We start from the raw sequence: 25,951 nt of genomic DNA, 5'->3' as shown, positions 1-25,951 counted from the left end.
CTACTCCCGCTGATGCTCTCTGACGAATTCCCTGGCTTCCTTTACGGCGGCCAGGGACTTCTCTTTCATCCCCTTAAGCTCCTCGTCCGCCAGATAAAACATCATGTCGATTGAATGCCGGTAATACCGTGTGGGCAGCCGGTTGAGGGCCACGCACATCACGTCGGTAAGATAGTCCGCTGTGTCAGACTCCTGCCGCGTTGCCTCAATGGCATCCACCACCAGCCGTTCGTAAAAATTGTCGATCGCATCTCGCAGAGACATGGCTTGCGCCTCCTGAATTCGTCTGCGGTTTCTAACACCATAGAAGCCACCTCTCTCCTTGTCATGGTTCATGAGCAATTTCGCCAATGCGATTGGCAGCCCGCGTCATTACACCCCGCAACTGCAACCGGCTATGGTTATGTCATCGGTAAATCAATTCCGAAAACAATATGACCAGAGGACAAGCAATGACCACCGAGGCGTATATCTTCGATGCAGTCCGCACCCCCAGAGGGCGTGGAAAAAAAGACGGATCACTTCACAGCGTCAAACCCATAACGCTGTTGACGACGGTGCTCCATGCGCTGCAGGAGAGGAACAGTCTGGACACCGCCCAGGTGGATGACATTGTGATGGGCTGCGTCACCGCGGTGGGCGATCAGGGTGCAGATATCGCCAAGACCGCAGCTCTGGCAGCCGACTGGGACGAAAAAGTGGCTGGCGTCACTCTCAACCGTTTTTGCGCGTCCGGGCTGGAAGCAGTCAACCTGGCCGCCATGAAAGTACGCTCCGGCTGGGAAGATATGGTGGTTGCCGGTGGCGTGGAAGCCATGTCCCGGGTCCCTATGGGCTCCGACGGCGGTGCCTGGGCCACAGACCCGGAGACCAATCTGCATACCGGTTTCATGCCCCAGGGTATCGGCGCGGATCTAATTGCCACGTTGGAGGGATTCAGCCGTGAAGACGTCGATGGTTTTGCCGTGAAATCCCAGCAAAAAGCGGCCAATGCCTGGGAAAACGGCTACTTTGGCAAATCCATTATTCCGATCACTGACCAGAATGGCGTGGTGATCCTTGAACGCGATGAGCACGTGCGTGGCAACACTACGCTGGAGAGCCTTGCCGGCCTGAAGCCCTCCTTCCAGATGATGGGCGAGATGGGCTTCGATGGTGTCGCCCGAGAGAAATACCATTACGTGGAGAAGATTAACCACGTGCATCACGCCGGTAATTCCTCCGGGATAGTCGATGGTGCCACTGCCGTGCTGATCGGCAGCGAGGCCAAGGGTAAGGCCATGGGTCTTACACCGCGCGCCCGCATCATTGCCACAGCAGTAACCAGTACTGACCCGACCATTATGCTGACCGGTCCTGCCCCGGCCGCGCGCAAAGCGCTGGAAAAAGCGGGCATGACTGCCGATCAGATCGATCTGTTTGAAGTGAACGAGGCCTTCGCCTCTGTGGTTATGCGCTTCCAGCGGGAACTCTCGGTTCCCGACGAAAAAGTGAACGTGAACGGCGGGGCTATCGCCATGGGCCACCCGCTGGGTGCCACCGGCGCCATGATTCTTGGCACCCTGCTGGATGAGCTGGAGCGGCGTGAACTTCGCTATGGCCTGGCCACGCTGTGCGTTGGCGGCGGCATGGGCATTGCCACCATCATTGAGCGCGTCTGAACCCGTCCACTTTTCAAGGAGAACCGATTATGAGTGCCATCCGTTACGAACTGGGTTCAGATCAGATCTTGACCCTCACCATCGACATGCCCGGCCAGTCCGCCAACACCATGAATGCCGCTTTCCGGGACGCCCTCTCGGAAACTGCCGCAAAAGTGAAAGGTGATCTGGACAACATCCGAGGCGTGATCATTGCCTCGGCCAAGAAGACCTTTTTTGCCGGCGGCGACCTGAAAGAGCTGCACAAGGTCACCCGGGATGACGCCCAAACCTTTGAAGATATGGTCAACGGCCTGAAAGCCCACATGCGCTTCCTGGAAACCACCGGCAAACCGGTGGTTGCTGCTATCAATGGCTCCGCCCTCGGCGGCGGCCTGGAGATCGCCCTGGCTTGCCACCACCGCATCGCCATTGACGACGACAGCATTCAGCTGGGGCTGCCGGAAGTAACACTGGGCCTGCTGCCCGGTGGTGGCGGCACGCAACGACTGCCCCGAATGATTGGCCTGGAAGCGGCCTTTCCGTTCCTGATGGAAGGCAAAAAGGTGAATCCCAAGGCCGCCCTCAAGGCCGGCATTGTCGACGAACTGGCCGATTCTGCCGACGACATGATCACAAAAGCCCGGGCATTCATCGATGCCAACCCCAAATGTCAGCAACCCTGGGACCAGAAAGGCTTCAGGTTTCCTGGCGGCGCGCCTCACCATCCTGCCATGGCCCAGAAACTGGCCATCGCCCCGGCCATGCTGAAGCAGAAAACCAAAGGCTGTTATCCGGCACCGGAGCGCATCCTTTCCGCTGCAGTCGAAGGTGCCCAGGTGGATTTCGACAACGGTAGCCTGATCGAGACCCGGTATTTTGCTGAACTGGTGATTGGCCAGGTCGCCAAGAACATGACCGGCACCTTCTGGTTCCAGCTGAACGCCATCAAGGCCGGCGGCAGCCGTCCCGACGGCGTTGAGAAAGAAACCTTCCGTAAGGTGGGTGTGCTCGGCGCCGGTATGATGGGCGCTGGTATCGCCTATTCGACGGCCACGCGCGGCATCGACGTGGTGTTGAAAGACGTCTCGGTGGAAAATGCCGAAAAGGGCAAAAGCTACTCCGAGAAGCTGCTGGCCAAGAAGGTCAGCCGTGGCCGGATGACCGAAGCTCAAAAAGCAGACATCCTGGGCCGTATCAAAGCCACAGACTCCGCAGAAGATCTGGAAGGCTGTGATCTGGTGATCGAGGCGGTGTTCGAAGACAGTGGACTGAAGGCAAAAGTTACCCAGGAAGCAGAGCCCAAGCTGATGGCAAACGGGATTTTTGCGTCCAACACCTCGACCATTCCCATTACCCAACTCGCCGAGGCCTCAGCAAAAGCCGAGAACTTCATTGGCCTGCATTTCTTCTCACCGGTCGACAAGATGCAGCTGGTGGAAATCATCGTCGGCGAAAAAACCTCGGATGAAACCCTGGCGCGCTCGTTTGACTACGTTCAGCAGATCGGAAAGATTCCCGTGGTGGTCAACGACAGTCGAGGGTTCTTCACCTCGCGGGTCTTTGGGACCTTCGTCAACGAGGGCATCTGCATGCTTGGTGAAGGTATTCATCCAGCGAGCATTGAGAACGCGGGAGTGCTGGCCGGTATGCCCGTCGGGCCACTGGCTATTTCCGACGAAGTCAGTATGACCTTGATGCAACACATCCGGGACCAAAGTAAAAAGGATACCGAAGCCTCCGGCGGCACCTGGAATCCCCACCCCGCGGAGGCCGTCATCGATGCGATGGTCAACGAGTATGGCCGCAAGGGCAAGGCTGCGGGCGCCGGCTTCTACGAGTACCCTGCCAACGGCAAGAAACACCTCTGGCCGGAGCTGGAAACTCTGTTCGTGAATGCGGAGAAGGCAAGAACGGTCAAACTACAGGAGCTGAAAGACCGGATCCTCTTCATTCAGGCCATCGAAACGGTTCGTTGTCTGGAGGAAGGTGTATTGCGCACGGTAGAGGATGCGAATATCGGCAGTATCTTCGGCATTGGCTACGCGCCCTGGACGGGTGGTGCGATTCAGTTTATCAATCAGTATGGCGTGAGGGCATTCACCGAGCGGGCATCCCAGCTCGCCGAGACCTACGGTGAACGCTTTGCACCACCAAAACTCCTGCAGGACAAGGCGGAATCGAACACTCCGTTCGCCTGATCCATCCTCTGCACATCAACTGTCGGGAGGATTTGGCTATTCTCCCGGCAGTTTCCTTACACAGGACACTCCTGATCTCCCGGTTACGAACGTGGCGTCTTCATGGACAGATTGTCACGAACCGATACGCCCTGCCTATGGCATCGGGTGTAGTGCTTGCCTACAATAAATTTAATCAGTCACGGGTAGACACTCCCTCAAAAACCGAGTGGCTCCCAACACCGTCAGGTAAGCATTTATGACCATCGCGGAAAGAATTATGGCTCGTCGCTCTCCGGCCGGATCTGTTCGGTTCGGGGTGTGCAAGGCAATGACTGTGGCATTGCTGCTGTCTGCGCCAATGGGGCTTCATGCCAACGTTGAGACTCCCGCCGTGTATGAGCCAGTTGCACCGACGATTGATCAGGCGCGAGCCAATATCCTGATCGCCCGTCAGCTGCAGTTCACCCACTTCCGGGACCTCGGAATCAGCGATGAACTCTCCGGCGACGTGTTTGATGCCTATCTGGACTATCTGGACGGCCAACGGATCTACCTGTCACAAGACGACATCGCAAAATTCGACAAAATCCGGACCCAGTTGGGCTCGGCCCTGAAAACCGGCCAGTTGCAGCCGGGCTTTGATATCTACAACCTGGTTCAGCAGCGAATTATCGAACGTCTCCAGTTTGCCCTGGAAACCATTGATAACGGCATAGACTCGCTGGATTTCTCGGCCAAAGAGAGCATTCTGGTCGACCGCTCGGAAGCGGACTGGGAACCCGACGCCAAGGCCCTGGATGATCTTTGGGTAAAACGCATCAAGAACGCAGTTCTGGCGCAACGCCTGAACGGCGCCGATGACGAGGCCATTGTTGAAACTCTGCGCCGCCGCTATGAAGGCCAGCTCAAGCGCGCCTACCAGGCCCGCAGTGAAGATGCATTCCAGGCCTACATGAACGCGTTCACCGGCATGTGGGATCCGCACACCTCTTACTTTTCGCCACGCACCTCCGAAAACTTCAACATCAACATGAGCCTTTCACTGGAAGGCATTGGTGCCGTCCTTCAGTCAGACAACGAATATACCAAGGTGGTAAGACTGGTACCTGGCGGCCCGGCGTCCAAGCAAGGCCAGCTTGAACCCGCAGATCGCATTGTCTCGGTGGCACAGGAGGGCGAAAAACCGGTGAATGTCATTGGTTGGCGCCTGGACGAAGTGGTCGATCTTATCCGTGGGCCGCGAAATTCAACGGTCACACTGGAGGTGATTCCGGCCAATGCCTCTGATGAGACCATTACCGAGACTATCGCCATCAAACGCGACGAGGTAAAACTCGAGGAACAGAGCGCCAGCAAGGACACCATCCGCCTTGAGCGCGGCGGCAAGGAATACACGATTGGCGTGATCACCATTCCTACTTTCTATGCGGACTTCCAGGCCATGCAGGCTGGTGATCCGAACTATAAGAGCACTACCCGGGATGTCCGCAACCTGATTGCGGAACTCGAAGCCGACGGCGTCGACGGCCTGGTAATGGATCTTCGAAACAATGGTGGTGGTGCGCTGCACGAAGCCAATGATCTGGTTGGCCTGTTTATCGACAAAGGCCCTACGGTTCAGATTCGCAACGCCAACAACGATGTGCAGGTACTCAATGACGAGGATCCTTCGGTCGCCTATGACGGGCCGCTGGTGGTGCTCACCAACCGCATGAGTGCGTCAGCGTCCGAAATTTTCGCCGGCGCCATTCAGGACTATGGCCGGGGACTGGTTGTCGGTTCCCAGACCTTTGGCAAGGGCACCGTTCAGGCAGTGCGCCCCCTTAACCATGGCCAGCTCAAGATTACCCAGTCCAAATTCTACCGGGTATCCGGCGGCTCCACCCAACACAAAGGGGTTATCCCGGACATCGAGATCCCCTCCCGTATCGACAAGACCCGCATTGGTGAAGACGCTCTGGATCACGCCCTGCCCTGGGATCAGATCGAGGCCGTACCGCACACCCGATACTTTGATTTCAGCGGAATCATCGATGAGCTTCGCAAGCGGCATGAGGAGCGATTCTCAACCAATCCGGAATTCAGTCTGTTGCAGCAGGAAATCGACTTCCTGACCAAACAGCGCGCCACGGACAGTGTCAGCCTGAATCTGGAAGAACGTCGCGCCGAGCACGAACAGATCGAACGCACGCGGTTGACTATCGCAAACGCCAGGCGTGAGCTGAAAGGGCAACCACCGTTCGATTCCCTCGAAGACCTGGAAGACTGGCAGGACCAGCAAGCGGCTGATCTGGATTCCACCGACGAAGAACTGGATTTCGTGATCAGGGAAGGCGGCCATATCATGGCTGACATGCTGGACCTGGATAACCGTATGGCATCCATCCTGGATCCGCAGCAGTTCGCGGCACAGGCTCCAGCCTCCGCCGCAACCCGTTAAACGGAGACCTCCAGCCCCATGACTGCGAAGGATACCAGCGGGCAGGACAGCGGCCAGAAAGCTCGAATGCTCCAGGACATGCTTCTGGATGCCCTGCACGCCATGCGCTCGCTGGAACAAGTGGAAGGGCTGGAAAAACCGGTAACCCAGGAACGGACGCCAGAGGGACTGATCGACCGCCTGGCCAGCCTGACCGGCTCGGCGCTCCGGTTTGGGGTCAAAGCCACCGATACGTCGCTCCGGGTTGGTCGGGCTCTGATCAATTCCCAGGATCAACTGCGGGCGATGCTCACCGCAGGCCAGTCTCTCAAGGACATCCGGGAAGTGGCCGGGCTGACGTTGTCGGAAATGAGTGAGGCGCTGAACCTGCGGGACAAGTCGGTTCTGGAAGCCATTGAGAACGGCACGTCCACGCTTTCTTTCGAGCTGATACTACGCCTGGCTGCCCTCATTGCCAGGAACGACCCCATTCCGTTCATCATGCGCACCACCCGCAACTACAACCCTGAAGTCTGGCAGATTCTGAACGACTGGGGCGTGGCGAGACTGCCCCTGCAGTTTGAGCGGGAGCGGGAGTTCATCAACATCTTCCGCCGGCATGACGACGCTCGCACACTCTCGGATGAAGGTTTCCAGAAAGTGCTGGAGTTCACCCGCCAGAGTTTTGAGATGTCCCTGCATTTTATTGAGGAGCAGGAACGGCAGGTGGCCGAACTCAGGGCCACCTACGAGGAAAAGCCCCCCGAAGTGAAAAGATCACCTGACAAGCCTGCCGCCAAAAAGAAACAGCCGGAGCGCACCCCACCGTCAACCAAATAACGCCTGCATACCGGTGATGTTCGGGTTATGCACCACGCCCTTTTCAGTTACGATCGCATCGATCAGGCTGGCCGGTGTCACGTCAAAGACCGGATTGAACACCTTGACGCCTTCCGGCGCCAACCCAATACCGCGTATCTCCCGGATCTCAATGCCGTCGCGCTCCTCAATGGGAACATCCGCCCCCGCCGCCATCGCCATGTCCACCGTGCTTGAAGGCGCGACCACCATGAAACCCACCTTGTGATGACGGGCCAGAATCGCCAGGCTGTAGGTGCCGATCTTGTTCACCACATCGCCATTGGCGGTGATCCGGTCGGCGCCGACAATCACCCAGTGTACGTCTTTACGGGCCATGATTGCGGCAGCAGCACCATCGGCATTCAGTGTGACGGGAATGCCGTCGCGTGAAAGTTCCCAGGCCGTCAACCGGCCACCCTGAAGCCAGGGGCGAGTCTCGTCGGCATAGACTTCTGCCAGCAGCTTTTCCTCATGGAGACGACGAACAACGCCCAGTGCCGTGCCGTAGCCCCCGGTGGCCAGTGCACCGGTATTGCAATGGGTCAGCACCGAAAACGGTGCCTCTGCTCCGATGAACTCAAGGGCATGGTCCGCCATGGCAAAATTGGCTGCCAGGTCTTCCTCATGAATCGCCTCGGCCTCCCCGGCCAGGCGTTTTACCGCCTCGTCCAGCGAATGGCACGCGTGAAACACCCGCTCCATGCGCTGCAGCGCCCAGAACAGGTTTACTGCAGTCGGACGTGACGCCGCCAGCTCGCGAATCGCCTGTTTGATCTCTGCCTTCCAATCGCCGCCACCGGCGTGCCTCGCGGCCAAAGCAACCCCGTAGGCCGCGCTGATGCCGATTGCAGGAGCGCCCCGAACCACCATATCCCGGATACTCTGCGATACACCGGCCGCTCCTTCCAGCGTTATCCAGTGCTCCTCTCCAGGCAGCAGTCGTTGGTCCAGCAGCTCAAGACTGCTGCCATGCCACCGTATTGCAACGGTGCCAATGCTGCGTTCGGAAGAGGGTTTCGGGGTTGTTGCCATAGAAAACTGCTCCGGTTTTTCAGCGCTGAAAACTGCCAGTATAACGGTTATACTTCCGGGCTACATTTTCAAGGTGCGGCAGGTTCGCACCAAGCGCTGTAAGGCAGGAATGAATGACGGCAGACACCATCACCGCAGCCGATATTCGCATCAACGCGCGCTGGCTGATTCCAATTGAGCCGGCAGGCACGGTGCTTGAGAATCACGCAGTTATAATCCAGGGTAACCGCCTGGCCGCCATAATCCCCCAGGAGCAGGCGGACCGGACATTCCGAACCCGTGAAACCGTCGATCTTCCACACCATGTTGTCATGCCCGGCCTGATCAACATGCATGGTCACGCGGCCATGACCCTGTTTCGCGGGATGGCGGACGATCTGCCGCTAATGACCTGGCTGAATGATCACATCTGGCCGGCCGAAGGTCGCTTTATCAGCGAACAGTTCATTGCCGATGGCACCCAACTGGCCATGGCCGAAATGCTGCGCACCGGAACCACCACGTTTACGGACATGTATTTCTTTCCGGAAATCGCCGCGCAGGTCGCCCACGATGCAGGTATTCGCGCGCAGATCTGTTTTCCACTGCTGGACTTCCCAACGCCCTGGGGCGCCGGCCCGGACGAGTATCTGAGCAAGGGTGCCGACTTTATAGACACCTGGAAATCCGATGGCTACATCATGCCGGCCATTGGCCCCCATGCTCCCTACACCGTGTCCGACGGCCCAATGGCCGAAGCTGTCCGGCTTTCCGAGAAAACCGGTGCCGCTATCCAGATACATCTTCATGAAACCGCCTTTGAAGTTGCCGAGGCTACTGAAAAACTGGGCCAGCGGCCGACGGCCAGGCTGGCGGACCTCGGGGTACTTCGCCCCGAGACCCAGTGCGTGCATATGACCCAGATCGACAGCGGCGATATCAGCCTGCTGAAACAATCCGGCGCCCACGTCATTCACTGTCCGGAATCGAACCTGAAACTGGCCAGCGGCCTTTGTCCGGTGCAGGAGCTTCTGGATAACGGGATCAATGTCGCTATTGGCACCGACGGCGCAGCCAGCAACAACGACCTGGATCTGTTTGGAGAGCTCCGCACCGCTGCCATGGTGGCCAAAGTGGTGGCCGGTGATGCCTCGGCGGTGTCTGCCCATAAAGCCCTGGAAATGGCAACCATCAACGGAGCCCGGGCCCTGGGGCGGGATCATGAGCTTGGGTCACTGGCCGAGGGCAAGCTGGCGGACATCATTGCCATTGATCTGAGCGACCCGTTCCTGCAGCCAGTCTATGATCCGGCCTCACATCTGGTGTACAGCAACCATGGCCGATCAGTAAGCCATAGCTGGATTAACGGCGTACCACAAGTACAGGATGGCCGGCTTACCCGCATTGACGTTGCCGATCTCATGCTTCGGGTGGAAGATTGGGCCGGGCGAATCCGAACCAAGGCTGACTAACCGATTTCCTATTGATTCACCAGGCAGAGCCAACCATGACAAACCAGAACGTAGACCGGAACGAGATCGCCAAATTCGAAGCCCTGGCCAGCCGGTGGTGGGACCCCTCGAGCGAATTCAAGCCGCTGCACGATATCAACCCGCTGCGCCTGAACTACATTGATGAGCGCGTCTCCCTGGCAGGTAAACGCGCTCTGGATGTCGGCTGCGGTGGCGGCCTCCTGTCAGAGGGCATGGCCCAGCGTGGGGCCCATGTTACCGGCATCGACATGGGCGAGGCGCCCCTCGCGGTCGCGCGGTTGCATGGCATGGAGAGCGGCGTGAACGTGGATTATCGGCAGATCACCGTCGAGGAGCTGGCACAGGACAGCGAGCATGCGGGCCAATACGATGTTGTCACTTGCCTGGAAATGCTGGAGCACGTCCCGGATCCGGCATCGGTAATCAAGGCATGTGCCGCCATGCTGAAACCCGGCGGCCATATGTTTGTCTCAACCATCAACCGCAACCCGAAATCGTTCCTGTTTGCGATTGTCGGCGCCGAATACGTGCTTCGGTTGCTGCCAAAGGGCACACACGAATGGAAAAAGTTTATCCGGCCTTCGGAAATGTCCGACCACCTGCGCCACGCCGGCCTGGATGTCCGGGAGCTGACCGGGATGACTTACAACCCGATCACCAAGGTCTACAAGCTGGGCCGGGACGTGGACGTCAATTACCTGATGCACGCCAGGGATATCCGTGAAGCCTGAAAACACTCAACAAACCTCGGCGGTCCTGTTTGATCTGGACGGGACGCTGATTGACACGGCGCCGGACTTTATCCGGTGTCTGAATCAGTTGAGGGAACAGCACGGACTGCCTGCCCTGCCCCCGGAGCACATTCGCCGCTCGGTCTCCAACGGCGCCAGGGCGATGATCCGGGTCGGCTTCGGCCTGGAACCGGAACATCCGGAGTACCTGGAAAAGCACACCGCGTTCCTGGACCTTTATGAGGCCGGCGTAGCAGTGGAAACCACCCTTTTCGAGGGCATGGACGAGCTCCTCAAAGCCCTCGAGGAGCAAGGTATCCCCTGGGGCATTGTCACCAACAAGCCCGCCCGTTTCGCGGTCCCGCTTATTGAAGCCCTGAATCTGGCGGACCGCTGCGCAGCTCTGGTATGCCCTGATCACGTCGCACAGCGCAAACCTCACCCGGAGGCCCTGTTTCTGGCCTGCCAGCAGATGGGCACCGATCCGGGCGCTGGCATTTACGTTGGCGACCACGAACGGGACATCGAGGCCGGGCGCAATGCCGGCATGAAAACTATCGCAGTCCGCTACGGTTACATCGAGGAGCCGGAAGCCATTGACCTGTGGCAAGCGGACCTCATCGCTGACACCGTCACGGACCTGGCAAAGCTGTTACAATAAGGCATCAAATTTAGGATCCGGTGTTCAGCCGGTAACAGCCTGACACGGAGACAGGTTATGCATGATTACCAAGCACCCGCCGATCTTCTGAAAGACCGTATCGTTATGGTGACGGGTGCCGGCAGCGGCATTGGCCGGGCCGCAGCGAAGGCCTATGCCGCCCACGGTGCGACCGTCGTACTGGTTGGCCGAACTGTCGGTAAGCTGGAAACGGTTTACGATGAAATCGAGGCCGCTGGCCATCCGAAGCCAGCGATCGTGCCCATGAACTTTGAGGGCGCGGCGGTGAAGGATTACGAAGAACTGGCCATGACGCTGGAAGACAACTTCGGCCAACTGGACGGTTTACTGCACAACGCGGCCATCCTGGGCGATCGCAGCCCGGTGGAACTGTATGACCCGGAAACCTGGAACAAGGTCATGCACGTGAATGCGACAGCTCCGTTTCTGCTCAGCCGGGCCATGATCCCCCTGCTGCGCAAATCCGACGATGCGTCGGTGATTTTCACCTCTTCCGGTGTCGGCCGGAAAGCCAAAGCCTACTGGGGCGCCTACGCGGTCTCCAAGTTTGCGGTTGAAGGCCTCAGCCAGTTGCTGTCCGAAGAGCTGGATGATGAGCGCCACAATGTCCGGGTGAACAGTCTGAACCCCGGCGCCACCCGTACCAATATGAGAGCCCACGCCTACCCGGCGGAGAACCCGCAGCAGAATCCGGCACCGGAAGACCTGATGCCGATTTACCTGTACCTCATGGGCAAGGACAGCCAGGGCGTTAACGGCCAGAAACTGGACGCACAGCCGAAATAATGGAACTGCTTTTCTACACAACATCCCAGTGCCATTTGTGCGAACTGGCCGAAGCCCTGCTTGTAAATACGCCGATGCCGGAACCAATACCGGTAGACATAGTGGACATTGCCCAGTCCGAAGAGCTGGTGGAGCGCTACGGCACCCGGATACCGGTGCTGCGGCGCAACGATACCGGTGCGGAACTGGACTGGCCTTTCACCAGGGATGAATTACTCACATTCCTGCAATGAGGATTGCCTGACATGCTGATGGTTATTTCCCCTGCGAAAACGCTGGACTACGAAAGTCCCCTGGCGACCAACACTTATACCCAGCCGGAGTTCCTTGAGGACGCCTGCGAGCTGGTCGACCAGCTAAAGGAACTCGAGCCGCATCAGATCAGCAATCTGATGAGCATCAGCGACAAGCTGGGCCAGTTGAACGCTGAACGCTTCCAGAACTGGCACACGCCGTTCACCCCCGACAATGCCCGCCAGGCTGTACTGGCTTTCAAGGGCGATGTCTATACCGGCCTGGACGCCGAGAGCTTTAGCGAGCAGGACTTCGAATTTGCCCAGCAACACCTGCGAATGCTTTCGGGCCTTTACGGGGTTCTGAAACCGCTGGACCTGATGCAGCCCTATCGCCTGGAGATGGGTACCCGGTTCGAGAACAACCGTGGCAAGGACCTTTATGCGTTCTGGGGCAACAAGATTACTGGCGAGATCAACCGACTGTTGGCAGACGACGACGGCGTTCTGGTAAACCTCGCCTCTAATGAATATTTCAAGAGTGTAAAGAAGGAAGACCTTGAAGGCCGGCTGGTCACCCCCCAATTCAAGGACTGGAAGAATGGTCAGTATAAGATGATCAGCTTCTACGCCAAGAAAGCCCGCGGCCTGATGTGTCGATTCGCCATCCAGAACCGCATTACCCAGGCCGACGACCTCAAGGGGTTCAACCTCGAAGGCTATTACTTCAGCGAAGACCAATCCGATAAGAACAACTGGGTTTTCCTGCGGGATGAACAGTAATCCACGTTGATATCGGAGTAAGCAATGAACGAAGCAGTGTTTTCCCAGATCGCCATGCTGGTGTTTCTGACCGGCCTGATTGTCTGGATGGGTATCATCGTCTGGGATCTGGCCAAGAAATCCCAGGCCGGAAGATTCGGCACCATCGCCCTGTTTACGGTTCTGGGCGCCGGCGTTGTGGGCTTTATTATCAAAACCGTACTCGTAGAGATCATGCAAATATGAAAGACAAGGACCAGCCCTGATGTGGTTTCGCAACGCCCGCGTATTCCGTTTTACCAAACCGTTTGATATCTCCGCCGAAGAGCTGGAGGAAAAACTGCAGGCCGACGCCTTCAAACCCTGCGGCCCCCAGGAAACCAGCCGCCAGGGCTGGGTACCTCCGCTGGGCAAGCATGGAGAACAGCTGGTTCATAGCGCCAACGGCTATCACCTGATTGCTCTGCGCAAGGAAGAGAAGATTCTTCCGGGCCCGGTGGTAAAGGAAGCCGTTGAAGAGAAAGCCGAAGCGATAGAATTCGAGCAGGGCCGCAAGGTTCGACGCAAGGAAAAGGACGAAATCAAGGAACAGGTGATGCTGGAGATGCTGCCCCAGGCCTTTTCCAAGAACCGCCGCTCCTTTGCCTACCTTGCCCCCCAGGACGGTGTACTGGTGGTAGACGCCGGCTCCGCCAAGCAGGCGGAAGATCTGGCCTCGACTCTGCGCAAGAGCCTCGGGTCGCTGCCGGTTCGTCCACCCGCGGTGGAACAGGCACCGGCCTTCACCTTTACCGGCTGGCTGAGCGAATCCATCGATCTGCCTGGCAAGGTGGTTCTGGGCACTGAATGCGAGCTCAAGGATCCGTCTGAAGATGGTGGCGTGGTGCGCTGCAAGGGCCTGGATCTGAAAGCCGATGAAATCCGCAACCATCTCGATGCGGGCATGCAGGTGACCAAACTGTCCCTGACCTGGGACGACAACGTATCCTTCGTGCTGGATGAAGAACTGGGTATTCGTCGCCTGAAATTCGGCGAAACGCTTCAGGATCAACTGGACGACGTCGACGTGGACGATGCCGCTGCCAAGTTTGACGCAGCCTTCACGCTGATGACCCTGGAACTGTCTCGATTGATTCCGGGACTCCTTGAAGCACTGGGTGGTGAAGACCGCTCAGCGATTGTCGAAGAATAAAGCCGAGAACCCGGGGTCAGATGAACTGTCCATCTGACCCCTTTTCCCGAACCGCTCAGTGAGCGCTTTTGCCCAACCGCTCTCGCTGCCAGTCTTTTTCCGGTTCATTCAGAACCAGCAGCAGATCCATGACTTCCTCTTCCGTGTTGAACTTGATCTCAAAACCCAGGTGTTCCGCAAGCTGCAGCATGGGACGGTTGTCCGGCAGCACATTGCCAACCATCTCCATGGTGCCCCGGGCACGACAGTAATCGATCATCTTCTGCATCAGGGCAACGCCAAGGCCCTCCCCTTTCATTTTGTCATGAACCATCACCGCGAACTCGCACTGCAGGTTGTCGGCGTCGGTCCAGGTGCGCACGGTTCCCAAGGTCTCTTCCCCTTCACCGTCTTCCCTGGGGGCATTGGCTATGAACACCATTTCCCGGTCGTAATCAATCTGCACCATCTGGGCTACGTCTTCCCGGGAAAAATGCTTCCGGTACTGGAAGAACCGGTAGCGAATGGACTCCGGTGACTGTAATTCGTGGAACGCCCGGTGGGCGGGCTCATCCTCAGCCAACACGGGACGGATGATGACCCGGCGGCCAGATTTAGGCAGCACAATCCATTCCTCCAGTTCCCGCGGGTATGGCTGAATGATGGGCCGGCCCGGCTTGTCGGCCAGATTGATGGCGATATTCACGGCTACAGCCCCCTGCTCGTTGAACAGCAACGGCGAGATCTCCAGACCCTGAATTTCCGGAATGTCGATGACGATCTGCGAGAGGGTGACCAGGGTCTCGGACACCGCCCGGATATCCTCTTCCGGCTTAAGGCTGTGTTCTTTCAGCAGCTTGTACATATAGGTGCGGCGCAGGAGTTCACGGGCCAGAACCATATTCAGGGGCGGCAATGCGATCTGCCGATCGGTCATTACGTTTATCTGCGCGCCTGCCGCACCGCACACCACCAGCGGGCCGAACAGGGCATCCCGGGTAATGCCGACGCTGAACTCGATCCCACCCACGTGCTGGTACGAACGCTGAACTGCAAACCCGAGAAAGCCACTGTCCGGGAAATGGCTCTTGTATTCCTCCATCAGGTAGCGGCAGGAGTCCATGATGGCCGCTTCGCTGTTGAGCTTCTGCACCGTGCCCTTGTACCGACGCTGGGTAGGACTCAGATTCAGGAAAGGATGGCAGGCCTGCTCATGAATGATCGTGATATCGATGGGTCGCCGCTCAACCGCGAACACCTCCAGGACCTCTTCCATGTCGTCACAGTACATGGTGTCGATGGTGCTGATGCCATAATCCCGAACCAGGTCCCGGGCTTCCCGGTTCGACAGGTGATACCGCCCTGCGCGCAGTGCCCTGCTGACCACATGACGGGTGTGGGTCCGGTCCGCAAAGTGATCGGTAAAGGATTCGGGGGTTTCCGTAAGCAGCCGCTGAACCCTCTGGTGGCGAACATGCTGCATGAATGCCATGACGGCTTTCTCGGGATTGAAGAACGATGGCAGCCCGGCCCGGTAGAACTCTTCCCGGGCATCCATCACCGTGCTCTGGCCAAGCCAGCAGGTAAACACGTTCAGACGAGTGCCCTTGGAGGCCTGCACCACCGAATCCGCAATCTGTAGGCTGTCCTCGGTCAGACTCGGGGCATACATCACCAGAACGTTGGCCACTTCCGGATCCTTGGCCAGGATCTTGATGGCTTTGCCATACAACTCCGGCGAGGCGTCGTAGTTGAGGTCAATCGGGTTTTTGCGGGTCCAGTAAGGTGGCAGCAGCTCGGCCAGGGCCTCGACACTGGAATTCGACAGCTCCGCGAGTTCACCGCCCAGGTCCGCAAGCCGGTCCACGGCCAACACTCCCGGGCCAACCCCGTTGGCCATGATCGCCAGCGTCTCGCGGCGCAAAGGACGCATTCGGGTCAACGTCTCGAGTGCATCAAACATCTGGCCAAGACCGTCCACCCGAAGCACACCGGCCCGCTGGAGCATGGCATCATAGATCGGATCGCTGCGCTTCAAACCTGCGGGCAGGCTGTGGGGAAACCACTCCGATTCCGGCACCCGACCGGACTTTACCGCAATCACTGGCTTGGTACGGGAGGCTACCCGCACCGCCGACATAAAGCGCCGGGCGTTCGGGATGTTCTCGATATGCAGGAGAATTGCACGGGTCTGGGTGTCCTGCGCCAGATAGTCGATCAGGTCATCGTGATCGATATCCATGCCATCGCCCAGTGTCAGGAAGTAGGAAAAACCCACACCTCGGGCGAACGCCCAGTCTATGACCGAACTGGCGATGGTGCCGGACTGGCCAACGAAGGCAACCCGGCCCGGGATCACGCCCATGTGAGCGTAGGTAGCGTTCAGGCTGCGGGCCGGAACCATCAGGCCGATGGTGTTGGGGCCAAGCACCCGGATACCGGTTTCCCGGGCGGCTTCGCGTACGGAATACATCAGGGGCTGCCCGGTTTTACTGTGGGTACGGGACATGCCGCCAGTCATAACAATGGCAGTGCGCACCCCGGCTTCTCCCAGCCGCTTGATGGTCTTGGCCACGGTATCCGGCGGCGTACAGATGATTGCCAGATCCGGAGAAAAATCCATTTTCGAGACTTTCTTGACGCAAGGAACACCGTGCACGTTGTCATAATCGTTCTGGTTAACGACCAGCAAACGCCCCGGATAACCGCCCCCCATGAGGTTCCGCAATACCATACCGCCAAGGTTGTCTGCCCGCTCCGACGCACCGATCACCGCAATGGACGCGGGATTGAACAGGCTCTCCAGATACCGGGTGCTCAAGCTGAGTCTCCTTCATGGTTGGCCGGCAGGCCGTTGGGGAAATAAATCTAATAAAACAGGTTACTTATGAATGTAACTCTTATCTTAGGCCCTGATTCGCCGATGTGAAATGGCTATCGCCCCTATAAGACCAAAGAAACACGGCATCGTGCAGTTTTCCCTGATAAGCTTGAAGAAAATATAAGCATATCGAAGGCAGTCCGAGACGTATGACCACGGCATTCTTTTCCCACGATGACTTCATGAAACACAACATGGGGCCCGAGCATCCGGAAAGCCCTGAACGGCTGGCAGCCATTATCAGCTACCTGGCTGATACCGGCCTCGATCAGAAGCTCGACTGGGTTCGGCCGGAAGAGATCACCCGCGACCAGCTACTGACCGTGCACCCTGAAAAGTACCTGCATCAACTCGACCTGATGCAACCAACAAGGGGCCGCGTGTTTACCGATCCGGATACTGCCATGATGCCAGACACCCTGCGGGCAGCCCGCCTGGCGGCCGGTGCCAACGTCCAGGCCGTGGATATGGTCATGAGCAGCCAGGTAACCAACGCGTTTGTCTGCGCACGGCCGCCCGGACATCATGCCGAGCGAGCGAAGTCCATGGGGTTCTGTTTCTACAACAACGTGGCTCTCGCTGCCATGCGCGCCCTTACCTTCCACCATCTTGAGCGGGTCGCGATCATCGATTTCGACGTGCATCAGGGCAATGGCACCGTGGACATTGTCGGTGGCGACGAGCGTATCCTGATGTGCTCCAGCTTCCAGCATCCCTTCTACCCGCACTCCCATGTTCACCGGCAGGCCGACAACATCGTGAATATTCCGATTGAGGCGAACTGTTCGTCTGAAGAGTACCGGAAGCAGGTGGAGGCGGGATGGCTGAAGCGCCTGAACGAATTCAAACCGCAGTTGATCCTGATTTCGGCGGGTTTTGATGCCCACCGGCTGGATCCGATGGCAGAACTGAATCTGGATACGGAAGATTATCGCTGGCTAACGGAAATGATTGTGAGTGTCGCCAGTGAGCACAGCAATGACCGGATCATTTCAACTCTGGAAGGCGGTTACCACCTGCGGGCCCTGGCGGAAAGTGTCAATGCCCACCTGGAAGTTCTGGATTCGGTTTACTGAAGCCGATCAGCCCCTGGGTTCGCCGCCATAGCCGTTAGCCTGCTGCAATTCCGGGCGGTCACCGGCCCGTTGCAGTCGGATATTGGTGCGGCGGTTATCTGCCGGCCGGTTCGATGCCGGGAACTGGTCACCATGGGCCCGAACGGTGATCATGTCTTCATCAATACCGCGCGCCTTGAGATAGTCAGCCACGACATTGGCACGATCTTCGGAAAGTGCGCGGTTATCGATGCGGCTGCCAATGCTGTCACTGTGGCCATCCACGAAAATCCGCTCAACCGTTGAGTCGGCGTTCACGTAGGTCACAATATTATCCAGCAACTGCCTGTCGGCGTCTGAAAGCTGGGTGCTGCCGCTGGCAAACGGCACTCTTGAGCGCTGAATCTGGTCAAAATTAACCGGCAAGAGATTCGATGTGCAGCGCTGGTAACGCTGGTATTCGCCGGCAAAATTGATATTGGACACCTGCACCCGAACCGGACGGCCATCAAACCAGGATTCCCTGGTAACCGTGGGGCGCATGCCATCCAGCAGGCCGTGGGCAACAACAAATGCCTGGCGGGTATCCAGAAAGACCTGGCGGCGATCATCCGACACGTTGACCGTGCCCAGGGGCTTCGGCGCCACACCCGGACGCCAGGCCGGTGCTTCAACCACGAGACTGCCCCGCCCTGGTCGCATGAGTGCAGAATCAGACTCCAGGAAAAAGCTTAGACTCTCACCTGCACGGTGATTGAATACCGCCCGACCGTAGCCGGGAACCTCGTGCACCAGACGGCACTCGAATACCGACTCGGCAAGATACCACTGGCTATTCTCAATGCCGGCGCCATAGCTGGCAGCCTGGCCGGCAGCCGGCAAAAGCACGACAGCAAAACTGGCAGCCAGTAGTGTTTTCAGACGTTTGTCAGGGCGGAATCCCATAGTGCTTGCCATCAGTGTCCGGGAGTTTGCAGGTTCTGACTGGTTAACGGCCTGCGTCTGTCTTTCTTTAGCCGCCAACCGGAAAACAATCGCCGGCGCCTTCTGGTATAATTCGCCAAATTTTTCGGGGTGCTATCCACCAAGGCACCACAGCACGCCTCGCCAAAGGTATTGCGGACAACTGCCATGACAGAAAAGCTGACTCTTACCCGACCCGACGACTGGCACCTTCACGTTCGGGACGGCGACATTCTTACGGACGTAGTACCGGCCACAGCAGCCTGCTTCGGTCGCGCTATCATCATGCCCAACCTGGTACCACCGGTGACAACCGCCGCTGATGCCACAGCCTACCGGGACCGCATTCTTGCAGCTGCCAATGGCACCGCATTCGAGCCACTGATGACCCTGTATCTGACCGAGAGCATGACACCGGACACCATCCGCGAGGCCAAAGCCGCCGGTGTTGTGGCCGCCAAGCTCTATCCGGCCGGCGCCACCACTAATTCCGACTCAGGGGTGAAGGATATCCGGAACATCTACCCGGTTCTGGAAGCCATGGTCGATTGCGGCATGCTGCTGCTGGTTCACGGCGAGGTCACTGATGCCGACATCGATATCTTTGATCGCGAAAAGGTCTTTCTCGAGCGGGTACTGGCCCCCACCCTGGAGGCCTTTCCGAATCTGAAGGTTGTACTGGAACACATCACCACCGCCGATTCTGCGGAGTTTGTCCAGCAGCACAAGGGCGACAATCTGGGCGCGACTCTGACGCCCCAGCACTTGATGTATAACCGCAACCATATGCTGGTCGGCGGCATTCGCCCGCACCTTTACTGCCTGCCTATCCTGAAGCGTAACCGCCATCAGCAGGCGCTCAGGGACGCGGTAACCAGCGGCGACAAACGCTTTTTCCTGGGCACGGATTCCGCCCCCCATGCCAGGGACCGCAAAGAAGCCGCCTGTGGTTGTGCCGGCTGCTACTCGGCCTATGGCGCCATCGGCCTGTATGCCGACATTTTTGAAGAGCTTGGCATTCTGGACAAACTCGAAGCCTTCGCTAGTTTCAACGGCCCTGATTTCTATGGCCTGCCGCGAAATACCGATACCATCACCCTGGTTCGGGAGCCCTGGACAATGCCGGCACAGCTGCCTCTGTCTGACGGAACCATCGTGCCGCTCAAGGCCGGTGAAACCGTTCACTGGCAGCTGGCGTAAACCTGACTGATTCCTTCTCACATACGGCCAAGACCGGAGCTTGAGTGACTGACGAAAACAAACCACCGCATCCCATGTCCCGCCGTTTCCGCGGGTTTCTGCCTGTTGTAGTCGACGTGGAAACCGCTGGCTTCAATCCCGAGCGGGACGCCCTGCTGGAAGTGGCGGCAGTGATACTGACCATGGACGACGACGGCTGGGTGCGGCGCGCTGAAACCCACGTTCAGCAGATCGATCCTTTCGAAGGCGCGAATCTGGAGCAGTCCGCCCTTGATTTCACGGGTATTGATCCGTGGAATCCGGAGCGAGAAGCGGTACCCGAGCGGGAAGGACTCAGCGAGATCTTCAGCCCCATTCGCAAGGCGGTGAAGAACCACGATTGCAAGCGAGCCGTCCTGGTGGGCCACAATGCCACCTTTGACCATAACTTCATCTTTGCAGCCGCGCTGCGGGCCGATATCCGTCGTAACCCGTTCCATCCTTTCTCAACCTTCGATACCGCCACGCTGGCCGGCCTGGCCTATGGTCACACGGTTCTGGCCCAGGCCTGCAAACTCGCGGGCATTCCGTTCAGCAACAAGGAAGCCCATTCCGCCGCCTATGACGCGGAAAAAACCGCAGACCTGTTCTGTGGCATTGTGAATCGCTGGAAAGAACTGGGCGGCTTTCCGCCTCCGGTGATCCCCGAAGAGACCGAGTAATCGCCATAAAAAACCCGCCGCAGCGGGTTTTTTAATTGTGCGCCAGGCATAAGCGTGAAAGTCACGCCTCGTACTCAGCTGACTTTAAACCGGGACAGTGAATCCTTGAGCTGATGAGACAACTCCGCCAAGTCACCACTGGCTTCGGATATCTGGGCCATGGCCTGTTTGGTCTCAAAGGACCTCTCAGAAATTGTAGATACGTTGCGCGTGACTTCTTCGGCCGTGGCTGATTGCTCTTCGGAAGCCGTAGCAATCTGCTCCGCCATACCGGACATCCGTGCAACCTCTTCCACTGCCTCGCGAAGCTGCAACACTACGGTTCCTGCCCGCTCAGAAATACCTCTGGCCTGGGTGCTGCAGCGGGTAACCACCTTTGAAGCACGCTCCGAAGAATTGACCAGAGTTTCGATGGAACTACTGATCTCCTCGGTCGCCTTCTGGCTGTTCTGGGCCAGGCTGCGCACCTCATCCGCGACCACCGCGAAGCCCCTGCCCTGTTCACCGGCCCGGGCCGCTTCAATAGCGGCATTCAGAGCCAGCAAGTTAGTCTGGTCGGCGATAGACTTTATCGAATCCAGAACCCTGGTGATGGATTCCATATTCTTTCGCAAGTCCTCTATGCCGGCTTCTGCTTCCTCCAGTTCCCTGGCCATAGCACGGGTGTCCTCAGCGGAGGATTCCACCTCGGTGGCGCTGCGGCTGACCGCCTCATCAGTGCGCCGGGCGGCGGCTGCCGATTCCGAGGTATTCTGGGACACCTCGCTGATGGCAGAGGACATTTCTTCAATGGCCGACGCCACCTGCTCAGTCTGCTCTGCCTGCTGATTCACACTGTCCAGAGTCTGCGAGGTGGTGCCGGACAACTGTTCAGATGCACTGGCCTGGCGCTGGGACGCTTCTTCAACCTTGAAGATCACTTCTTTCAGGTCTGACACCATCTTGAGCATGGAGCCGTATACGCCCGTGGCATTGTCACTGTCGGACGAATCAATGACCAGGTTACCTGCAGCCACCTGCTCCGCCAGTGCCTGCAATTCGGCCGGGTCTTTACCGAGGGGTTTCATGATCCGCACTGCGGTCCAGACCGCCACGGCCACTACAGCCAGGATCACAATAGCAATGGCTATCGCCGCCAGCGTCCACATTTCACGCACCGGCGACAAGGCCTCGTCTTCGCTGATCTCCGCCACCAGCGCCCAGTTCAGCCCGCCTACGGTAACTGGCCTGTGGGCGGAAAACACTGGCTCGCCACGGTAGGACGAAACCACGCCTTCACCGGAATTCCCAGCCAGAGCTTCATCCACCGATGTCGAACTAATGCGTCCATTCTCCGGGTCGGCAAAGGAAGCGACAACACTGCGGTTTTCCGGATCCAGGTAGGAGTCTGACCGCATCAGGTTATCCGGCCCCACCAGATAGGCATCCCCAGTTTCGCCCATGCCATCTCGTTCCATCATGATGTTGTTCAGGCTGTCGATGGGAAACTGGAAGGCCAGCACGGCCAGCCGCTCATCTTTTTCGGAATATATGGGGGTTGCCACAAATCCGGCGGGCGCACCGTAGGACGGTACATACCGAGTAAAATCAACAAAAGCCGGAGCAGTTTCCTGTCCGTCAGACATCGCCTGACGATAAGCTGCCGCCAGGCCAGAATCCGCGTAGGGACCGTCTTTCAGGGAGGTAGCGAAATCCACCTCTTTGGCTACGGAATAGATAACGTGGCCTGTATCGGCATCAATGAGATAAATATCGTAGTAGCCGAACGCCTCCTGAAACTCCTTGAACGAGGTGTGCCACTGTTTGTGAAGCGTGTTATAAAACTGCGCGATATGGACGTCAGCCGATACCAATTCGTCTTTCTGCCCCACAGGATTCGGGTTGTCCACGATGTAACCCATCTGCAGAGCCAGGCTGTTTTTGCTGAGGGATGCAACGAAGTCCGAGGCTGAACGTCCGTTAGCACCACCATTTTGCTGCAAGGGTGGCAAAAAATTCTGCTGATAATAAGCCTCGACGTTTTCTCGTAAGGTCGACTGCTCCTCTTGTACCAGTTTTTCGTAATTCTGGAATGCCAAACCAAACCCCTGGGCCGCCGTTCGGGTCCCGCGATTATTGGCCATGGCTTTCAGCTGCCGGGCAATAGTGCTGAGATAATCTTCAACACTATGCTGCTTATTGGTAGCCGCAATAGAGAGTTGTTGCAACGCCTGTTCCGTCAGGCTCTGTCGGGCAATTTCGGCGTTAAAAAATGAGATGGCAATGACGGGAAGCAGGCCAACCAGCAGCAAAGTCAGCAAAAGACGTTTCTTGAGAGTCATCAATAGCCCTTCTTTTATATTGTTCTTATGTTAACCATCGGCTATCGGCACGTTTTCTTTAGCCCAGAACAATTCATAAAAGAGGCGAATCTCGTTTAACCAATTAATGTGGGAGGGGGAGTAACTCCCCCTCCCACTCGATTCAGGGGCTACGACATTACCAGTAGATGCCCCGCATGATGGCGGCGAAAGCCACCTGCTCGCTGGACACTTTTGGCTTCTCCCCGGAACGGCTGCCGGCGGCTGCCGGTGAATCCGGGAACATCCGGTAGCCGGTATTCATAACGATCTCGGCCATCTTAGGCGCCAGGGCGTGAAGCACCTGGGCAAAGATACCCAGGCGGGTAGCGATTCGCTTCGGCCGGTAGACGATGGCATCAGCAACCATGGTCGCAGCCTCGTCCGGTGTTAGCGTTGGGACCGAATCATAGATCTTGGTTGGCGCAATCATCGGTGTTTTCACCAGCGGCATGTTAATGGTGGTGAACGTGACATTGCGATCCGACCATTCTGAAGCAGCGCAGCGGCTGAAGGCATCCAGCGCGGACTTGGAGGCCACGTAAGCCGAGAACCTGGGAGCGTTGGTCAGCACACCGATGGACGAGATGTTGACCACGTGACCGCGGCGATTCTCAAGCATCTTGGGCGCAAAGCCCATGATCAGACGAACGGAACCAAAGTAGTTCAGTTGCATGGTGCGCTCGAAATCGTGGAAGCGGTCGAACGACAGATCCAGGGAGCGGCGAATCGAGCGCCCGGCGTTGTTGACTAGCACGTCGACCTGGCCATGGTTATCCAACACGGTCTTCACGAACTCGTCGCAGGCATCCATATCCGAAAAATCGCAGGGATAGGCATGCACGCTTGCGCCCCGGGACTCCAGCTCTGCGGCCACTTCTTTCAGGCGCTCGAGTTTACGGGCACCGATCACCAGGATGGCGCCGGCGTCCGCCAGTTTCTGCGCCGTGGCCAGGCCGATGCCAGAGGTAGCACCGGTAACAACACACACCCGACCTTCAACCGTGCCCTTGAGCGTGCGGTCCTTAAACAGGTCCGGGTCCAGATTGCGCTCCCAGTAGTCCCAGATTACCGGGGCGTAGTCCGGCAAACGAGGGACTTCAATGCCAGTGCCTTTCAGAACACGCTCGGTTTCACGGGCATCGAACCGGGTGGGGTAATTGATGAACGACATCACTGAGGGCGGGATACCCATGTCATCGAGAATGGCAGAGGTCAGACGCTTCACCGGCGGCAGATTCTTCAGACTCTGACGTATGAACGGCGGGATAAAGCCGAACATCCGGGAATCGATCCGCATCCCCATCCTGGGAGCGTGACCCGCCTCGCTGAAGATGTTGAGAATTTCGCCAACCTTGTACGGATCGGTGTCCACCAGGTGGAAGCACTTACCGTCTTCACCCTCGAGGTGGGCAATGTGATCCATGGCGTTAACCACGAAATCCACCGGCACAATGTTCAGACGCCCGCCCTCGACACCAATGGTCGGCACCCATTGGGGCAGCGCGTGGCGAATCTTCTGAATCATCTTGAAGAAGTAGTAGGGGCCATCCACCTTGTCCATTTCGCCAGTGGCGGTATGGCCAATCACCATGCCGGGGCGGTAAATCCGGAAGGGAACCTTGCACTCCTCCCGAACCACCTTTTCGGATTCATGCTTCGTGCGCAGGTATGGATGGTCCAGCTTTTCCGCTTCCTCGAACATGTCCTCGCGGAAAATGCCCTTGAACAGACCGGCAGCCGCAATGGAAGACACGTGATGGAAGTGCTTGGCGCCCATGGCCTCTGCGGCATTGACCGCGGCCCGAGTACCCTCGATATTGGTAGCCTGCTGGGCTTCTTCATCGGCGCCCATGTCGTACACGGCGGCCAGGTGGAAGAAATGGTCAATCTTTCCCTTCAGGGCCTTCATTGTCTTGGCGTCGATGCCCAGGTTCTTACTGGTGAGGTCGCCAATTACGGCTTTCACCTGGGTTTCATCCGCGCCCCAGCGCTTCCGTAATTTTTCCAGCTTGTCCTGGGACTGCTCACGCACCAGTACGTGGACAGTACCACCACGTGCCAGAAGCTTCTCCACGAGGAAACGGCCAATAAATCCGGTGCCACCCGTCAGGAAATAATTCATCGATCTTCCACCCTGCCTGTTGCTCAGTTGTTGTCTATCCATGCCGGCACCCATACGACTAAAGTCTTAGAGTTTTCCGGAAACGCCGGCATTGTACTTAATTGCAACCTTCATGTATCGGACTTTTTTAGAGCTTTTACTCTGTAAGCCTTTGTTTTGTATAGAGCTATTACTCTAAAAATCCGTCCCCGCACGCTAAACGGGCCTGTCCGGTTCGCCGACACAATGTTTTTGAGACTAGCACAGGAATTGCCCCATGCATGCCCAATTTCCGGATTACCACAAAGCAATGAAAGCACCCGCCAGCAATGACATAATCGGGAACTTATCGCGCCTTTTGGCATCTCTCCTTTTCATTGGAAAACCGAACTTCGGAATCCCCACTATGCAGAAAGACAATCCCAACGCGGAACGCTACATCTCCATCGCCCGAGCCTGTCTGAAGGCAATCAACGACACAGCTGATAACGCCGGTTCAAGGGAACAGAAGATTCAGGCAGTCTACGAGGCAATCGACCAGGCATTCCAGGCCGAGTTCGCGGATTATCGCCAGTCCGTTGCCATCATGGCCACGGTTCTGGAGCGTATCGCCTCGGGCCAGTTGGATAGTGAGAAAGCAGCCGATCTGGCTCGTAAAACACTCGATCAGCAACCAGAGAGCACGCGCAACGCAATGATGCACTGATGCGCGAGACTCTTCTCCGAATCACAGAGA

General features: G+C 57.6%; 22 protein-coding genes. 16 read left to right on the top strand and 6 right to left on the bottom strand.

Going from position 1 to position 25,951, the window contains the following annotated elements; translation table 11 throughout:
- On the bottom strand, window positions 1-264 hold the full coding sequence (locus ACO06L_RS00820) for a late competence development ComFB family protein (protein ID WP_202347434.1): 264 nt from the start codon (window positions 262-264) through the stop codon (window positions 1-3).
- 188 nt (window positions 265-452) lie between these two features.
- On the opposite strand from ACO06L_RS00820, the gene ACO06L_RS00815 reads away from it, so the two are divergent.
- The 4 genes from ACO06L_RS00815 (at window position 453) to ACO06L_RS00800 (ending at window position 7,082) form a co-directional block, all read left to right on the top strand.
- Window positions 453-1,661, top strand: coding sequence for an acetyl-CoA C-acetyltransferase (locus ACO06L_RS00815; protein ID WP_202347433.1), 1,209 nt, complete (start codon window positions 453-455; stop codon window positions 1,659-1,661).
- 29 nt (window positions 1,662-1,690) lie between these two features.
- The gene (locus ACO06L_RS00810; RefSeq protein ID WP_202347432.1) at window positions 1,691-3,841 is read left to right on the top strand and encodes a 3-hydroxyacyl-CoA dehydrogenase NAD-binding domain-containing protein; all 2,151 of its coding nucleotides are present in this window, start codon (window positions 1,691-1,693) and stop codon (window positions 3,839-3,841) included.
- A 238-nt stretch (window positions 3,842-4,079) separates the two neighbouring features.
- Window positions 4,080-6,263: a carboxy terminal-processing peptidase gene (locus ACO06L_RS00805; protein ID WP_202347431.1), complete on the top strand. Its 2,184-nt coding sequence runs from the start codon at window positions 4,080-4,082 to the stop codon at window positions 6,261-6,263.
- An 18-nt stretch (window positions 6,264-6,281) separates the two neighbouring features.
- Window positions 6,282-7,082: a helix-turn-helix domain-containing protein gene (locus ACO06L_RS00800; RefSeq protein WP_202347430.1), complete on the top strand. Its 801-nt coding sequence runs from the start codon at window positions 6,282-6,284 to the stop codon at window positions 7,080-7,082.
- Here the strand turns inward: ACO06L_RS00800 and mtnA are convergent.
- Window positions 7,071-8,135 carry an S-methyl-5-thioribose-1-phosphate isomerase gene (mtnA, locus tag ACO06L_RS00795; protein ID WP_421845159.1) on the bottom strand — a complete coding sequence of 355 codons (1,065 nt, stop codon included), beginning with the start codon at window positions 8,133-8,135 and terminating at the stop codon, window positions 7,071-7,073. The two genes, ACO06L_RS00800 and mtnA, sit on opposite strands and share 12 nt — an antisense overlap.
- 113 nt (window positions 8,136-8,248) lie before the next feature.
- On the opposite strand from mtnA, the gene ACO06L_RS00790 reads away from it, so the two are divergent.
- The 8 genes from ACO06L_RS00790 to rdgC are packed head-to-tail and all read left to right on the top strand — an operon-like array spanning window position 8,249 to window position 13,993.
- On the top strand, window positions 8,249-9,586 hold the full coding sequence (locus tag ACO06L_RS00790; protein ID WP_202347428.1) for a TRZ/ATZ family hydrolase: 1,338 nt from the start codon (window positions 8,249-8,251) through the stop codon (window positions 9,584-9,586).
- Window positions 9,587-9,621: 35 nt separating this feature from the next.
- Window positions 9,622-10,338 carry a bifunctional 2-polyprenyl-6-hydroxyphenol methylase/3-demethylubiquinol 3-O-methyltransferase UbiG gene (ubiG, locus tag ACO06L_RS00785; protein WP_202347427.1) on the top strand — a complete coding sequence of 239 codons (717 nt, stop codon included), beginning with the start codon at window positions 9,622-9,624 and terminating at the stop codon, window positions 10,336-10,338.
- Window positions 10,328-10,999, top strand: a complete 672-nt coding sequence (gph, locus tag ACO06L_RS00780) for a phosphoglycolate phosphatase (RefSeq protein ID WP_064227469.1) — start codon at window positions 10,328-10,330, stop codon at window positions 10,997-10,999. The genes ubiG and gph overlap by 11 nt, the downstream gene beginning before the upstream one ends.
- Window positions 11,000-11,056: 57 nt before the next feature.
- Window positions 11,057-11,806 carry a YciK family oxidoreductase gene (locus ACO06L_RS00775; RefSeq protein WP_064227468.1) on the top strand — a complete coding sequence of 250 codons (750 nt, stop codon included), beginning with the start codon at window positions 11,057-11,059 and terminating at the stop codon, window positions 11,804-11,806.
- Window positions 11,806-12,039 (top strand): glutaredoxin family protein, encoded by a 234-nt coding sequence (locus ACO06L_RS00770; protein WP_202347426.1) that lies wholly within the window; start codon window positions 11,806-11,808, stop codon window positions 12,037-12,039. Before ACO06L_RS00775 ends, ACO06L_RS00770 begins: the two co-directional genes overlap by 1 nt.
- Before the next feature lie 12 nt (window positions 12,040-12,051).
- Complete coding sequence (gene yaaA, locus ACO06L_RS00765) at window positions 12,052-12,822, top strand: peroxide stress protein YaaA (protein WP_202347425.1); 771 nt, start codon at window positions 12,052-12,054, stop codon at window positions 12,820-12,822.
- Between the two features lie 24 nt (window positions 12,823-12,846).
- On the top strand, window positions 12,847-13,047 hold the full coding sequence (locus ACO06L_RS00760; RefSeq protein WP_069184858.1) for a DUF2788 domain-containing protein: 201 nt from the start codon (window positions 12,847-12,849) through the stop codon (window positions 13,045-13,047).
- A 19-nt stretch (window positions 13,048-13,066) separates the two neighbouring features.
- The gene (gene rdgC, locus ACO06L_RS00755; RefSeq protein WP_202347424.1) at window positions 13,067-13,993 is read left to right on the top strand and encodes a recombination-associated protein RdgC; all 927 of its coding nucleotides are present in this window, start codon (window positions 13,067-13,069) and stop codon (window positions 13,991-13,993) included.
- A 55-nt stretch (window positions 13,994-14,048) separates the two neighbouring features.
- Here the strand turns inward: rdgC and ACO06L_RS00750 are convergent, their stop codons facing one another.
- The gene (locus ACO06L_RS00750; protein ID WP_202347423.1) at window positions 14,049-16,793 is read right to left on the bottom strand and encodes a GNAT family N-acetyltransferase; all 2,745 of its coding nucleotides are present in this window, start codon (window positions 16,791-16,793) and stop codon (window positions 14,049-14,051) included.
- Window positions 16,794-17,002: 209 nt separating this feature from the next.
- Here ACO06L_RS00750 and ACO06L_RS00745 point away from each other — a divergent pair, with 209 nt between their 5' ends.
- Complete coding sequence (locus ACO06L_RS00745) at window positions 17,003-17,929, top strand: histone deacetylase family protein (RefSeq protein WP_202347422.1); 927 nt, start codon at window positions 17,003-17,005, stop codon at window positions 17,927-17,929.
- A 6-nt stretch (window positions 17,930-17,935) separates the two neighbouring features.
- On the opposite strand, the gene ACO06L_RS00740 is transcribed toward ACO06L_RS00745, so the two are convergent.
- A complete protein-coding gene (locus tag ACO06L_RS00740) occupies window positions 17,936-18,853 on the bottom strand; it encodes a flagellar protein MotY (protein ID WP_202347443.1) in 918 nt (305 codons plus the stop codon).
- A gap of 186 nt (window positions 18,854-19,039) precedes the next feature.
- On the opposite strand from ACO06L_RS00740, the gene pyrC reads away from it, so the two are divergent.
- Together pyrC and rnt are read left to right on the top strand one after the other, a co-directional pair.
- The gene (gene pyrC, locus ACO06L_RS00735; protein WP_202347421.1) at window positions 19,040-20,071 is read left to right on the top strand and encodes a dihydroorotase; all 1,032 of its coding nucleotides are present in this window, start codon (window positions 19,040-19,042) and stop codon (window positions 20,069-20,071) included.
- Window positions 20,072-20,115: 44 nt separating this feature from the next.
- On the top strand, window positions 20,116-20,772 hold the full coding sequence (gene rnt / locus ACO06L_RS00730) for a ribonuclease T (RefSeq protein WP_075267700.1): 657 nt from the start codon (window positions 20,116-20,118) through the stop codon (window positions 20,770-20,772).
- A gap of 74 nt (window positions 20,773-20,846) precedes the next feature.
- Here rnt and ACO06L_RS00725 read toward each other — a convergent pair whose 3' ends face one another.
- Window positions 20,847-23,093: a methyl-accepting chemotaxis protein gene (locus ACO06L_RS00725; protein WP_202347420.1), complete on the bottom strand. Its 2,247-nt coding sequence runs from the start codon at window positions 23,091-23,093 to the stop codon at window positions 20,847-20,849.
- 157 nt (window positions 23,094-23,250) lie between these two features.
- Window positions 23,251-25,236, bottom strand: a complete 1,986-nt coding sequence (locus tag ACO06L_RS00720) for an SDR family oxidoreductase (protein WP_202347419.1) — start codon at window positions 25,234-25,236, stop codon at window positions 23,251-23,253.
- A gap of 385 nt (window positions 25,237-25,621) precedes the next feature.
- Between ACO06L_RS00720 and ACO06L_RS00715 the strand changes: the two genes are divergently transcribed.
- The gene (locus tag ACO06L_RS00715) at window positions 25,622-25,921 is read left to right on the top strand and encodes a hypothetical protein (protein WP_202347418.1); all 300 of its coding nucleotides are present in this window, start codon (window positions 25,622-25,624) and stop codon (window positions 25,919-25,921) included.
- Window positions 25,922-25,951 lie beyond the last annotated feature (30 nt).

This window comes from Marinobacter sp. (genome assembly GCF_965229985.1).
Classification (GTDB): domain Bacteria; phylum Pseudomonadota; class Gammaproteobacteria; order Pseudomonadales; family Oleiphilaceae; genus Marinobacter.
Note: the sequence above shows the minus strand (reverse complement) of the source record. Positions and strands in the feature narration are given on the sequence as shown.